Source organism: Streptomyces sp. NPDC004126, from assembly GCF_050275515.1.
Classification (GTDB): domain Bacteria; phylum Actinomycetota; class Actinomycetes; order Streptomycetales; family Streptomycetaceae; genus Streptomyces.
On record NZ_JBNNPF010000008.1, the window covers coordinates 170,870 to 183,460 of the forward strand.

The 12,591-nt window shown below is 68.7% G+C and carries 11 protein-coding genes and 2 pseudogenes; 9 read left to right on the top strand and 4 right to left on the bottom strand.

What is annotated here, in order from left to right:
• Nucleotides 1-108: 108 nt before the first annotated feature.
• Both ACQKM2_RS10555 and ACQKM2_RS10560 read right to left on the bottom strand, forming a co-directional pair.
• Nucleotides 109-1,719, bottom strand: a complete 1,611-nt coding sequence (locus ACQKM2_RS10555; protein WP_427708370.1) for a tyrosine-type recombinase/integrase — start codon at nt 1,717-1,719, stop codon at nt 109-111.
• Entirely contained in the window at nt 1,716-2,396 is a 681-nt protein-coding gene (locus ACQKM2_RS10560; protein ID WP_427708371.1) for a helix-turn-helix domain-containing protein, read from the bottom strand. Before ACQKM2_RS10560 ends, ACQKM2_RS10555 begins: the two co-directional genes overlap by 4 nt.
• A gap of 129 nt (nt 2,397-2,525) precedes the next feature.
• Here ACQKM2_RS10560 and ACQKM2_RS10565 point away from each other — a divergent pair, with 129 nt between their 5' ends.
• From ACQKM2_RS10565 to ACQKM2_RS10580, 4 genes and pseudogenes are all read left to right on the top strand, one after another.
• Nucleotides 2,526-2,720 carry a hypothetical protein gene (locus tag ACQKM2_RS10565; protein ID WP_401169985.1) on the top strand — a complete coding sequence of 65 codons (195 nt, stop codon included), beginning with the start codon at nt 2,526-2,528 and terminating at the stop codon, nt 2,718-2,720.
• A 269-nt stretch (nt 2,721-2,989) separates the two neighbouring features.
• Nucleotides 2,990-4,330 carry a DUF3631 domain-containing protein gene (locus tag ACQKM2_RS10570; RefSeq protein WP_427708372.1) on the top strand — a complete coding sequence of 447 codons (1,341 nt, stop codon included), beginning with the start codon at nt 2,990-2,992 and terminating at the stop codon, nt 4,328-4,330.
• A 337-nt stretch (nt 4,331-4,667) separates the two neighbouring features.
• A pseudogene (locus ACQKM2_RS10575) lies at nt 4,668-4,964 on the top strand (DUF2637 domain-containing protein); the annotation flags it as partial.
• A 52-nt stretch (nt 4,965-5,016) separates the two neighbouring features.
• Nucleotides 5,017-5,886: pseudogene (locus tag ACQKM2_RS10580) on the top strand (mobilization protein); the annotation flags it as partial.
• A gap of 63 nt (nt 5,887-5,949) precedes the next feature.
• On the opposite strand, the gene ACQKM2_RS10585 reads toward ACQKM2_RS10580, so the two are convergent.
• The gene (locus tag ACQKM2_RS10585; RefSeq protein ID WP_427708373.1) at nt 5,950-6,462 is read right to left on the bottom strand and encodes a hypothetical protein; all 513 of its coding nucleotides are present in this window, start codon (nt 6,460-6,462) and stop codon (nt 5,950-5,952) included.
• 299 nt (nt 6,463-6,761) lie between these two features.
• Here ACQKM2_RS10585 and ACQKM2_RS10590 point away from each other — a divergent pair, with 299 nt between their 5' ends.
• Complete coding sequence (locus ACQKM2_RS10590) at nt 6,762-7,778, top strand: NAD-dependent epimerase/dehydratase family protein (RefSeq protein WP_427708374.1); 1,017 nt, start codon at nt 6,762-6,764, stop codon at nt 7,776-7,778.
• A gap of 22 nt (nt 7,779-7,800) precedes the next feature.
• Here the strand turns inward: ACQKM2_RS10590 and ACQKM2_RS10595 are convergent, their stop codons facing one another.
• Entirely contained in the window at nt 7,801-8,847 is a 1,047-nt protein-coding gene (locus tag ACQKM2_RS10595) for a DNA-binding protein (RefSeq protein ID WP_427708376.1), read from the bottom strand.
• A 723-nt stretch (nt 8,848-9,570) separates the two neighbouring features.
• On the opposite strand from ACQKM2_RS10595, the gene ACQKM2_RS10600 reads away from it, so the two are divergent.
• The 4 genes from ACQKM2_RS10600 (at nt 9,571) to ACQKM2_RS10615 (ending at nt 12,590) form a co-directional block, all read left to right on the top strand.
• A complete protein-coding gene (locus tag ACQKM2_RS10600; protein WP_427708377.1) occupies nt 9,571-9,837 on the top strand; it encodes a hypothetical protein in 267 nt (88 codons plus the stop codon).
• Between the two features lie 212 nt (nt 9,838-10,049).
• Complete coding sequence (locus ACQKM2_RS10605; RefSeq protein WP_427708379.1) at nt 10,050-10,409, top strand: hypothetical protein; 360 nt, start codon at nt 10,050-10,052, stop codon at nt 10,407-10,409.
• A gap of 4 nt (nt 10,410-10,413) precedes the next feature.
• Nucleotides 10,414-11,715, top strand: a complete 1,302-nt coding sequence (locus tag ACQKM2_RS10610) for a radical SAM protein (RefSeq protein WP_427708381.1) — start codon at nt 10,414-10,416, stop codon at nt 11,713-11,715.
• Nucleotides 11,712-12,590, top strand: a complete 879-nt coding sequence (locus tag ACQKM2_RS10615) for a radical SAM protein (protein WP_427708383.1) — start codon at nt 11,712-11,714, stop codon at nt 12,588-12,590. The genes ACQKM2_RS10610 and ACQKM2_RS10615 overlap by 4 nt, the downstream gene beginning before the upstream one ends.
• Nucleotide 12,591 lies beyond the last annotated feature (1 nt).

Here is a 12,591-nt window from a genome sequence, read left to right on the forward strand (position 1 = left end):
GTCAGATAACTTCTGACCTGGCCTTTTCTGTTGCTCGGGGCATGACGTGTCACACGACCGGGGTGCCGTGACTTTGCCTGCGTGAGCGATGCGTGAGCGGAGGGGCCGTCAGCCCTTCCTGGCGGCTTTCTTGCCCTTGACCTTCTTCTTCCCCTTGGCCTTCGCCTTCGCTGCCTGCTTGGCCTCCTTGGCAGCCTTGCGGACCTGCTCTTCGTGCTCGGCCTTCCGTTGAAGGGGGACCAGCTTGGCGGTGGCCTCGGCGGCGCTCTTGCCGACGTGGGGGAGCACGCTCTGGTAGATGTCGCGCGTGATCCGGGTGTCGCTGTGCCCGAGCGTGTCCGACACGATCTTGATGTCGATGTCGGCGGCCAGCATGAGCGTGGCGGCCCCATGCCGGAGGTCGTGCAGCCGGATCGGCGGCATGCCGGAGGCGGCGACGAGCCGCTCGAAGAGATCGGTCACCTTGCCCGGGTGGAGCCAGGAGCCGTCCTCCTGAGTGAAGACGAGCCCGGTGTTCACCCAGGCCGTCCCCCACTCCGCACGGTCGGCCTCCTGTTGCTTCCGGTGCCGCTCCAGGACGCCGACCGTGTCGTCATCGAGTGCGACCACGCGGAAGCCGCTATCCGTCTTCGGCTCGGACGCCTCAACGTCCCAGCCGTCCTGGACGAGCTGGCCGGTAACGGTGAGGGAGTGCCGGTCGAGGTTGGTCTCCGACCAGGGCTGCCCGCACGCCTCCCCGCGCCGCAGGCCACGGAACGCGATCAGGTGCCACATCGCGTACAGCCGGTGGTCGGCGACGAAGTCGAGGAAGGCGCCTGTCTGTTCCGGCGTCCAGACCATCACCGGGGAGGGCTTCTCGCCGGTCTGTTCCCACTTGGCGACCCGTTCGTCCGTCCACACCAGCGCCTTCGGCTTGCGCACTGGGTCGATCTCGACGTGGGCCGCCGGGTTGAACGTGATGATCTGCTGCCCGATCGCGTCGTTCAGGGACGCGCGGAGCGTGGCCTTCACGTGCTGGCGCGTGGCAGGGCCGGTCACCCGTCGGAAGGCCGGCATCGCGTCGAGCGCCTCCTTCAGTGCCTTCCGGCGAGCACGGTTCTCGGCCCCCTTCCACGGGATCGTTGCCAACTCCTCCACGGCAGCCCGCCGCTGGGCGTTCTGCTCCAGGACCTCCGCGTTGCCGTCGGCGATGGCCGTGAACATCTCGCTCAGGTGGCTTACGCGCAGCCGGTCGAGGCGTCGATGGCCGATGTGAGGCTTCAGGTGCACGCGGATGTCAGTCTCGTACCGGCTGATGCCCGACTTCCGGATCCGCTTGCCCGCCAGCCACCGGTCCAGCCACTCGGCGACGGTCAGACTCCCGACGAGGTCTTGGCCGGCCTTGAGTCGCCGCCGCGTCTCCTCCACGTCCGGCAGGGGCAGCTTCTCGCCGCTGACCTCCGCCAGCATCTCGGCGACGAGCTGGATTCCTTCGGGGTCGTCGGCCTTGGCGAGCCCCAGTAGAGCGCGCACGTGGTCGAGGTCGGCCTGTGCCGCCTTGATGTTGGTGTACCCGCCACGGGCGAACGAACGCCGGCTGCCGTCCTCGCGGAAAGGCAGCTCCTGGCGTATGGAGTAGGTGCAGTGGTTCCTGCTGTTGCGCTTCGGACAGGAAGTGCCGAGTTCCTTACCGGTCTTGGGGTCGCGGCAGGAGCAGCGGCGGTAGGTGGAGCCCTTCAAACGGTCTTCCTTTCGTAGCCTTCGTCGGGGTCGACGTCGGTGAGTGTGGTCGGAAGGTCGGGGAGGTACCCGCCCTCCGCGTAGATCGCTCTGCGCACTCTGCGGAGGTCGTACTTGGCGCGCGCGGCCCGTTCAGCGAAGTCGGCCTGGGCGCGTAGGGCTTGAGCACGCTCGCCGTCATCGGCTGCCAGGTCGGCAACCTCTCGCTGGTGCGCCTCGCCCTTGATCGCGGCCACCGCCTCGGCCAGCGCTTCGCCATGGGCGAGGTGGTCGTGAAGCATGGACTGGTTGGCCGGCCCGGCAGTGAACGTCTGGTCCAGGTCGGCGAACCAGCGCATGGCCTTCTCCGTGTTCACGGGATAGGTGAGAGGGAGCTTCTGGACCTCCGCGATGTACCCGACGGGGTAGATCAGGTGGATCGGGTGCGTGTGCAGGGCCTTGGCCAGCACCATCACCTCGACCAGCGGTAGGACGGCGCGACGGCCGGACTCCATGTTGGCGATGACGTTGCGCGGGATCGGGAAGCCGATCGCCTCGCACCTGTCGGCCAGCTCCTGTGCGCTCCACCCCTTCTCCTTCCTCCGGCGCCGGACTTCACGGGCCACATCGGCCATAACCCGGTCCGCCCATTCGGGAACGTCGTCCTCATCTCCATCATCGAAAGAAGTTTGTGTCATGGAGACACATTAGCTTTTCCACACTTGGTATTCGAGGCCCGGAGACGGATGCGACGACGTGTTCGCCGTGGGCTGTGAAGAGAGGAGCGCCGCGTGCGCGACGACGAGAACGTGGGCCAGCCGAAGTGGATGAGCCGGGAGGAAGTGCTGGCCCTGCCAGTGGCCATTGACCTGGACACCAGCAACCGCGCGCTGGGCCTCGGGCGGAGCAAGGGCTACGAGTTGGCCAAGCGGGGCGAGTACCCGTGCAAGGTCCTCCGGCTGGGCAAGGCGTACCGCGTGGTGACCGCAGACCTGGTGAACCTGCTGGGTCTGGCCGCTTGAGGGCGAGAGAAGGTAGCAGACCATTCTGCGCGGAGCTGACACAGAAACGCTGGACTGTGCCAGGGGTCGGACGTACTGTTCGTCGTCGCCCGGCTCCTCCAAGGGCTCACGGGAAACAAGTGAGCCCCCGACGCGCCAACGTCGGAGGCCCCGGCAACATCCCCACCCGCAATCACACGGTCGACCCGAGTGGCCAGCATGCACGCGGCCACACGAGAAGGAGCTGCCCCTTGGAACCTACGACATCCACGCCCCCTGCCGCACCTGTCATGGCGACCTGGCCTGCAGTCGCGATCCACGGCCAGCCCGGTGCCCACCTGCAAGACGCACAGGCCGGGGACCTCGACACGGCCATCGAATCCCCTGGTGAGGCCGGAGTCCCTCCGCAGCCGCTCACGCCCGCCTCGGAGGGGGAGCGGATCCTGGACGAGCTGCGGGCCATGATTCGCCGCTACGTGGTCATGCCGAGCGAGGAGGCGCTGACCGCAGCCACGCTGTGGGCGGCAGCCACCCACCTACAAACGGTGTGGCAACACGCCCCGCGCCTCGCGGTGGTCGGTCCGGCGAAGAAGTGCGGGAAGTCGCGGCTGCTGGAGGTCCTGATCGAGGCGGTCCACGATCCGCTGATCACGGTCAACGCGTCTGCGGCAGCGATCTTCCGCTCGATCGGCGACGCGAATCCGCCCACGCTGCTGGTGGACGAGGTCGACACGATCTTCGGGTCAGCGAAGGTCGCGGAGAAGAACGAGGAGATGCGCGGCCTGCTCAACGCGGGCCATCAGCGCAACCGCCCCACCCTGCGCGTCTCGGGCCCGAACCACGACGTGCAGAAGTTCTCCACCTTCGCCATGGCCGCCTTGGCTGGCATCGGGGACCTGCCCGACACGATCATGGACCGGTCCGTGGTCATCCGCATGCGCCGCCGCGCCGACGCTGAGAAGGTCACCTCCTGGCGCTACGGCCGCGACGACCTGAAGGTCAGGGCCCTCCGGGAACGGCTCGCTGCCTGGCTCGCCAGCGTCCGCGACGAGGCCCTCGCACTGGAGCCCACGCTTCCGGTCGACGACCGCGCCGCCGACACCTGGGAGCCGTTGATCAGCGTCGCCGACCTCGCGGGCGGACGCTGGCCGATGATCGCCCGTACGGCGTGCAAGGCCATGACGGACTACGAGTCCGGGCGGGACCAGGACGGCGGGCTGAAGACCCGCATCCTGACCGATATCCGCAAAGCCTTCGCCAGTGTTGGCAACCCGCCCGCCTTGCGGACCGCCGACCTGCTGAACTTCCTCAACGCCGACCCTGAGGCGCCATGGGCTGAGATCAGCTCCGCCGGCCTCACCCCGCTGAAGCTGCGGGCCCTGCTGACCGACTACGGCATCAGCTCCGGCAACCGCCGCTTCCCCGGCGGCAACCAGGCCAAGGGCTTCACCTTCGCGCAGTTCACCGACGCCTGGACCCGGTACTGCCCGCCGGAGCGACCCGCCCACGAGGCAGCACCCCCCCACCGGGCCGTGACCCGCCTCAACTCGTCCCACCCGTCCCTGCGCAGGTCAGCGCAGGGACGAGTCAGCACGCCGCAACGGGTCAACCCGGCATCACCGCGCCGCTGACCTGGCCGAACACCTAAGGCGCGGCTCGCAGTCGCCCTCCGAGCGTCTCGGCCCGGCCTGCTGATCGGCCACCGTACCGACCCGTCCCCAGTCGTCCCACCGGCCGTCCGGACCTGGACTTCCCGTCCCACGCAACGAGTCGGGTCGACATCGGCCGACCTCCCGTACCTGCCCTGACCAGCGGCGGGATGAGTGGGACGAGTCTCCACCCTTCACGGCCACCTGCAGCCTGGTGGCCACACCCCAGCCCTTGGAGTGCACCCGCTTGACCACCCTCACCCCTCCGTTCAGGACCACCCCGGCCGCCGAGCGGTACGTTCTGGCCGCCGCCGGATGCGTGATCGTCGCGCTGACCGCCGCGGGCTTCTGGCTTTCCTACGCCCACCTGGCCGAGGTCGCTGGACGCCACGGCCTGGGCAACGCCCCAGAACGTCAGTGGGCCTGGCCCGCCACCCTGGACGCCTTCATCGTCTCCGGCGAGCTCCTGATGCTCCGTGCCAGCCTGCGCCGCGTGACCGACTGGTGGGCGATCGCACTGACCGCCTCCGGCTCCCTCGGCTCCATCGCCCTGAACGTGGCCGGCGCCTACGGCACACGCGGCACCACCGAGGTTCCGCTCCTGGACTACGTGATCGCCGCCATCCCCCCGGCCGCCGCCCTCATGGCCTTCGGCGCCCTGATGCGGCCAGCCCGAGGAACACCCCACCGCCCGCCGCAACCGCCCGACCACCGGCTGGCACCAGGCCACCGAAGCCCTCGACAGCTTCCGCACCGACCTCGCAGACGACACCCACGCCCAGGCCCACATCACCGCCCTCGGTGAACTCCTCGAAGCCACTGCCCAGAGGGCCCCCACCCACCTCCGCAGCGAACTCCAGGCCGCATCCAGGGCGTTCGCTCGCGCCCAGCGCTCCCAGATCCGGGCCGAAGACCGCGCCGCCCACGCGATCCGCAAGGCGGCCCGCGACGTCATCCACACCGCCACCGGCCCCGACGGCAGCGCCCTCGCCGCACTCCTCGCGGCCCTCCTGTGGGCCGGGATCATCGCTAACCGCTGGCACGAGGCCAAGGGCCATGCCCACCAAGCCGACGCCGCCCGCCAAGCCCTCCACCACCTACAGGCAGCCGCCGACCAGGCCCTGACTCCCACGCTCGCCGTCCTCGAGCAACGTCAACCCAGGGGGAATGCCCACCACACCCTCGCCCACGACGTACGCGCCGCCGTCCCTGACCAGGCCGACCGCATCCTCACCGACCCCGGCTGGCCCGCCCTCGCTGAGCTCCTCGCCGACGCAGAGGCCAGAGGCCACCAACCCCACCAGCTCCTGAAGGAGGCCGCAGCTCAACGCGAACTGGCCACAGCCCGCCAGCCGGCCCGCGTCCTGATCACCCGCCTTCAGCACACCAGTCGAAACCCCAGCCCCAACCCGCGCGCCGAAGCTGCCCGACGCCGCACCACCACCAACTGGCAGGCGGCACGTCAGCAGCTCGACCTCCCACAGCCGGTCATCGCACCCGTGTCGACCGTGGGTCGGCACAGTCGACCCCGCCACTAGCAAGATCCGATACATGAGAGCGGGGGAGCGAGTTCGACTCGCTCCCCCGCTCGTTTGTTCAGGTCAGCCCTGGCTGCGTGCCTTCAGCCAGCGTTCGGCGACGGTCGCGTTCATCGTGTAGAAGAACTCCGACTTGAGCCCAGGCTCGCTGGTGAGCCCGTCCGCCCATGTCATCGGCCAATTACGGCGTATGTAGTGCTTGCGCACGGCACGTGTGAACGCAGACAGGTTGCCCTGAAGGCTCTTCTTTTCCATGCCCAGGTGGTTGGCGATCGAGGTGTAACTCACCCGCGTGTCAGGCTCCTTCGCAAGGAGGTCGAGCACTCGGGTGATGGCCTGCACCGAGCTCAACGGCTCGATCATCAGCTTCCGGAAGTCTTCCACCGTCCATTCGACGACCGGCAGCGGATCCTCGTCCGGCGAGTCAGTTGACGTGCTCGTCCCCGTACCAGTCGGAGGAACCGGCGGGAGGGAAGAAGTGGCGCCCGTCAGCTCCGCGAGGAAGGCATACACCTGCGTGACGTACTGACTCGGCACAGGTACCGAGATGAACTGCTGCTGGGATTCCTGATTCATAGACTCTCCCCGGGTCTGGCCGTCAGTCCTGGTGTTTGGCGGCAGAGCCGACTTTGACACACTATTAATGGTCGCGTCTAGCGGTTAATGGCAGTTAGTCCATAAAACTCTGTCGGATGGCCTGCCTTAGTGTCCACTAGTGCCCCTGCATGGAGGGTCGGCTCTTGCGGAATCCGAAGTGGTTCCGTGTGATCTCTGCAGCGGCGCGTCACTGTGCACACGCTCGTGTCCAAATCCAGGCCAGCCTCGACCAGGGCCGGGATGGTGTCTGCCCGGCGCTTCGTGGCAGGGTCGACCCCATGCGGATTTTGGTGATGGGCGGCACCTGGTTCCTCGGCCGCGCGATTGTCGACGAAGCTCTGCGACGAGGCTGGGAGGTGACAACGTTCAACCGTGGCCGCTCCGGTGCGGTCGAGGGCGCCGACACTGTTCGCGGTGACCGGACTGACCCCGATGACGTGAAGCGACTTGCCACGCACGGGCCGTGGGATGCCGTCATCGACACCTCCAGCAGCGAGTTCCCGCCTCGCGATGTACTTCTCGCCACCGAGGCTCTGCGCCCGGTTGCCGCCCGGTGGGTGCACGTCTCCACGGTGTCCGTGTATGAGGGCTGGCCCCACCACCCGCTCACCGAAGATTCCCCGCTGCTGGAGTGCCCACCAGACGCCGACGAGTCGTTCGGGCACACCGGCCCCGACGGCAGCCCGACGAAGTACGGATTCCAGAAGGCCGGGGGAGAGGCCGCCGTGCGTACCGCGTTCGGGGACGACTCGGTGTTCGTACGGCCGGGGGTGATCCTGGGTCCCGGAGAGTACGTCGGCCGTCTCCCGTGGTGGCTCACCAGGGCCCAGCGCGGCGGCCCGATCGTTGTCCCGGCGCCGGGCGAGCAGAGGATCCAGCCCGTCGATGTGCGCGATGTGGCGACCTTCGCCGTTGATCAAGCTGCGGCCGACACCTACGGTGGGGCTTTCAACATCGCCCACCCCGAAGGCATCAGCTGGGCGGACTTCATCAACACGTGCCTCGCCGTCACGGGCGGCACCGGCCATCCAGTGTGGACCGACGCTGCGACCCTTAAGGCGTACGACGTCAAGCAGTGGACCGAGCTTCCGCTGTGGCGTACCCATGCTGGCGTGTGGTCCATCGACGCCTCGCGTGCCGCCGCGGCTGGCCTCCTGTGCCGCCCGCTCGCGGACACCATCGCCGACACCTGGGCGTGGATGCAGGCGGACGGTCGACCGGTCGAACATCCAAGGTGGTCCGAACACGGCGTGGACCCAGCCAAGGAAGCCCGGATCCTCGCTGCCCTCGGGTAAAGGTAGGAAGGGGCGGAGCGGGTCAGGAGTCGATGGCGAGCAATCCTCGCCCGGTACCCAACTGCCTTGGCGCTGATCTGCGGCCGAACTCCTCGATCCGCTCGCCCAGCGTGATCGCTGTGCCCGCCCCCCTGAACGTGGGGGCGGTCAGCGCCCGCCTCAAGGTCCCGGTCCGCTCCAGCAGCCCCGCCACGCGTTGGTCCTCAGGGATCGCCCAGACCGTCTCCAGCGTCACGGCCGCCGCGTCCAGGTCGCCCCGCAGGAGCTGTGCGGCGGCGAGATCGGCCGCAGCCTTCCCGCGCACCGATACCGACTGCCGGGCCGGCGGCCGGGACGAGACAAGATCCAGTGACCGCTGAGCGGTGGCCTCGGCACCTGCCCCGTCGCCGACGAGGAGGGCCGTCGTGCTGTTGGACATCAACAGCCGCTCCTCGCTGAACGCGAACTCGCCGCCCACCCCGTCGTGCAGCTCGTCGCGCTCGCCCCGGTCCTGCCGGGTCGATGCGACGAGGGCTCGGGTCGCCCGCTCGTGGTCTCCAAGGTGTCCGTGGGCGCGAGCCTCGATGGACAGCAGCCGACGACGCGCCGTGTCCCCAAGCTCGGCATAGGCCAGCGCCGTCCGCGCATGCCGTACGGCTTCCGACGGCCGCCCCGTGAAGTAGGCGCAGATCGCCAAGGACCCGGTCGCGTAGGCGCGCAGTGGATCGCATCTGGCCATCTCCCCGTACAGGGCTGCCGACCGGGCGAGGCGTGCCGAGTCGTCCAGGGAGCCGAGGTCGAACGCGGCGGTCGACAGCAGCGCGCACGCCTGCCCCGCCACGATCAGCAGGTCTTGTTGCTGGGCGGGCACCTGCGTCAGCCCCCGCTGGTGTTCCGCCTCCGTGCGGAGCACTCTGGCGCGCCGGAAGACGTCGAACGCGCTCACCGACCCATACGAGCGGGCGAGGGCAAGAGCATCGTCGCGAAGCTGGTCGATGGTGGTGTCGGATACGGACTGCGCGGCGGCAGCACCGGCTTCATCTGCGGCGTCACGTGCGGTCATGGCGATGTCACTTTCGAGGTCGTACACAGCGGGAGCCCCCGACATGGTCGGGGACGACGCAGGTGGAGGACCGAAGAGGGCTAGGGTCTCCACCTCGAACAGGTGCTCAAGCACCCGACATGTATCCGGTCCCGGCAGGGTTTTGATCCGGCCCGACGTCCACCGTCGGAACTGCGCTTCCGATACCGACAGGCCCGGTAAGCCGGCCTGCGAAGCCGCCCGTGCGAAGGCGGTTGCGAAGTCCCGGTACCGCCAGCGTCGTTGCTGGACTAATACCCGCAACAGCGTGGCCGGATCTTGCATCGGTCGCTCCCTCAAAGTCAGGAGACGGGCCACATCGCCCCGTCCCTATCCGTTGACTACCGGCCAACAGGCTTGATCTGCAACGGGATCCGCACACATGACATGCCGATGCCACCTCCATGACACCCCACATACCCAAGTGGGCACCAGATGACATCCGCCGCGTCATGGCCGTGACACCCGCACCGGAGCGACTCTTACGCCACCCCAAAGAGCCCAGCGAAGGGAACGGACCGTGAGTAGCCCCCGGCTTCCCCGCCGAACCCCCGGCGAGACCACCCCGCAGTACGAGGCGGCCGTCGCCCCGTACGCGGAGACTGACGTGGGCCTGCCGTTGGAGAGGCGCCGACTGCCGCGGGCGGCGGAAGCGTTCCGAACCGAGCACGGTGATCCCGCCACCTGGAGCTCCTCTCAGTTCGACGCCTTTCTCGGCCTCGGGGGCGCCCAGTGATCACGACCAACGACGCGAACCTCTGGGTGGCGGACGACCCTGGTCGCCGGCTCCTCGGTCGAGAGGTCGCCCAGCCTTCCAGCGGGCGGCGCGGAACCGTTGGCACCGTGCTGGTCTTCACCTCGAAGACCACCGGCAAGGTGGTCAAAAGGGTGGCGCACATGCGCCCGATGGACGACTCGGGCCGCGAGTGGACGGCGGATCCTGGCTCGCTCCAGCCTTTACGCCCGATCGCTTCGAACGTTGCGGCGGACACTCAGTGATCACTTTCCAGTCGGCACGGGGCAACGGCATCCGGAGCTGAACAGACTTCCCGCACGTCGCCGGTCAACCAGTCGACCACGTGCGGGAAACGGCGCCTCTGGGCGCCGTGTACCAAACCGGCCGGGGTGCAGTCGGCACTCCGACCGGCGGTCAGCAGAGCGGATCAGAGCTGCCCGACCCGGGCAGTCACCCTTCCATCAAGGAGATCGGCATGCCTAAACCTAGGAAAGAGAAGCAGAACCACCTGATCTACGCGGACGTCGTGGACTCCAAGTCCAAGGCGGGCGTGTGGATGGGGGAGCGCGCCTCCTTCCGCGAGAAGCAGGGCCGCATCCTCGACGCGCTCAAGGATCGCACCGACTGGGTCGAGCTGACCGACGCGATCATGGTCATCAGCACCGAGCCCGCCGGCCTCACGGTCATCGTGCCGAACCCGACGCTGCCCGGCGTCATCGTCCTCTCCGACGGCGGCAGCCCCGCGGCCTCGGCCCAGCTCCAGGCCGGCGCCGAGGAGCAGGTCCGCGCCGTGATGGCCGAGCTGGGCATCGCCGAAGAGGAAACGGCGGCCTGACCCAGTGACTGCTCCCCTGCTGCTGTGGGGGAAGTACTTCCAGTACGACCGGGCCGGGGAGGCTGTCCTCCTCGACCCGGTCACCCTGGAAAGTGTGCTTCTCGACTCCGGCGAGGTCGCTGACCTCGCCGGAGTCTCCCCGACCGCGACGCATGAAGCCCTCGCCGGGCTCGGCTTCACCCAGGACGGCCCCACCGCCGACCGCCGTGAAGCGCTCCACCACCGCCTCCACGCCCTCGGTTTCGACGCGACGCCGCAACGGATCAGCGGGCTGCGGGTGGTCCTCACCGACCGCTGCAACATGGCCTGTACGTACTGCTTCGTCGACACCAACAGCGGCAAGCCGGACATGACCGAGGAGGAGCTCGCCACCGGCCTGGAGTTCCTGTTCGAGCAGAACGCCGGCCAGGAGGAGGTCTCCATCCAGTGGTTCGGCGGCGAGCCGACCATCCGCTTCGACCTCATGAAGTACGGCGACGAGCTCGCCGACACCCTGGCCGCCCGCTACGGCGTTGCACGCGTCCGCCGCACCGTCGTCACCAATGGCGCCCGCCTCACGGATGAGGCCCTGGACCACTTCGTCCAGCGCGAGTACGGGGTCGGGATCTCGATCGACGGGCCGCCCGGCATCAACTCCGCCAACCGGCTCCTGCTCGGCGGTCAGCCTGCCGATGACCGGATCCGCCGCAACGTCGCCCGCTTGGTCGCGGCGGAGAACCTGCACGTCGGCTGCAACCTCACCCCCACGGCATCGAATATCGGGCGCCTGGCGGAGACCGTGCGGTGGATCATCGACGACCTCGGACTGAAGTTCATCTACGTCAACACCCCCATCCCCACGGGGGGTGAGTGGCGAGTCAACGGCGCTGACCTGGCCCGCGAGCTGTACGAGGCCCGTCTGACCGCGTTCGGCAGGGGCGGGATGCTCTTCTCCGTCCTGGACCGCGCTTTTCAGGCCCTCGACACCCGACGCCCGATGCTGTTCGACCACATGCAGGGTGACCGAAGCCTGAACGCCGCCCTGCTGCCCGGCAACCGGGTCAGCGTGTGCGACATCAACTTCACCGAGCCTTCGTTCCTCCACCCCGTCGACGAGCTCAGTCAGAACCCGGGCCTGCTGGCCGCCGCGGCGAAGAAGGTCGCCCCGATCCCCGCCTGCGGCGACTGCCCGGCCCTTGCCATCTGTGGTGGACCGTCCCGAAACGAGCAGGCCCTCATCGGCGGCGACACCCCGGACCCGCAGATGTGCGCCTTCTACAGGAGCACCGTGGCCATCGCGGTCTGGGACAACACGGGGGTGCAATGAGCACCCCGGCCCGTACGGCCCTGATTTCGACGGCCGGCCACTGCAAGGTCGCGTGCGGCTTCTGCTTCCGCGCCGACCGCGCCCACGGCTTCCTCACCCTCACCACCTACACCCGGGCCCTGTCGCGGCTCAAGGAAGCCGGGGTGGAAGGCGTCTGCCTGACCGGAGGAGAGCCGACCCACCACCCGGAGCTGCGGCAGCTCGTCCGCCTGGCCCACCAGTTCGGGATGTCCGTGTCCATGGTGACCTCGGCTCGCACCGAGGCCGAGATCACCGCCCTCGCGGAGGTCGAACACCTCCTGAGCAACGTCACCGTCTCTGCTGACTCCAAGGGCGCGATGGCACTGGGCCGCACCACCCGCACCGCTGCCTCCGCCGTCGCGACCCTGCTGGCCGTGGACGTTCCGGCGAAGGTCCTCCACCTGACCTACTGGGACGTCGAGGAAGAAGAGGTCGCCCAGCTCGCCGACCTCGTCGCCGGCACGGCCATAGAGGTCCAGCTCAGCCCCGTCCTCCTCAACGAGCAGGGCCCGCGCAGAGACGGAGGGTCCCTCCAGGACTCCGTAGAGCGCCGGGAGGCGGACACCGCGGCCCTGGCCCGATGTTTCCGCCTCTCCAACGCCTACCGGTCCTACCTTGACGACCTGCGACGGATGCAGCTGTCCGACGAGGAGGCCCACCCGTGCCGTTCGGCCACCCTCTACGTGTCCGCCGGGGGTGACGTGCGGCGATGCCCCTACGGCGTGGATGGGATCAACGTCCAGGCGCCGCGTTCTGAGATCACGGGCTTCCTCGGCTCGCCGGCCAAGGACCGTGTGGGCCCCGACTGCGCCGCCATCTGCCGTCCCGCATCGCGCGCCTGCGCGGCGGCCTGAG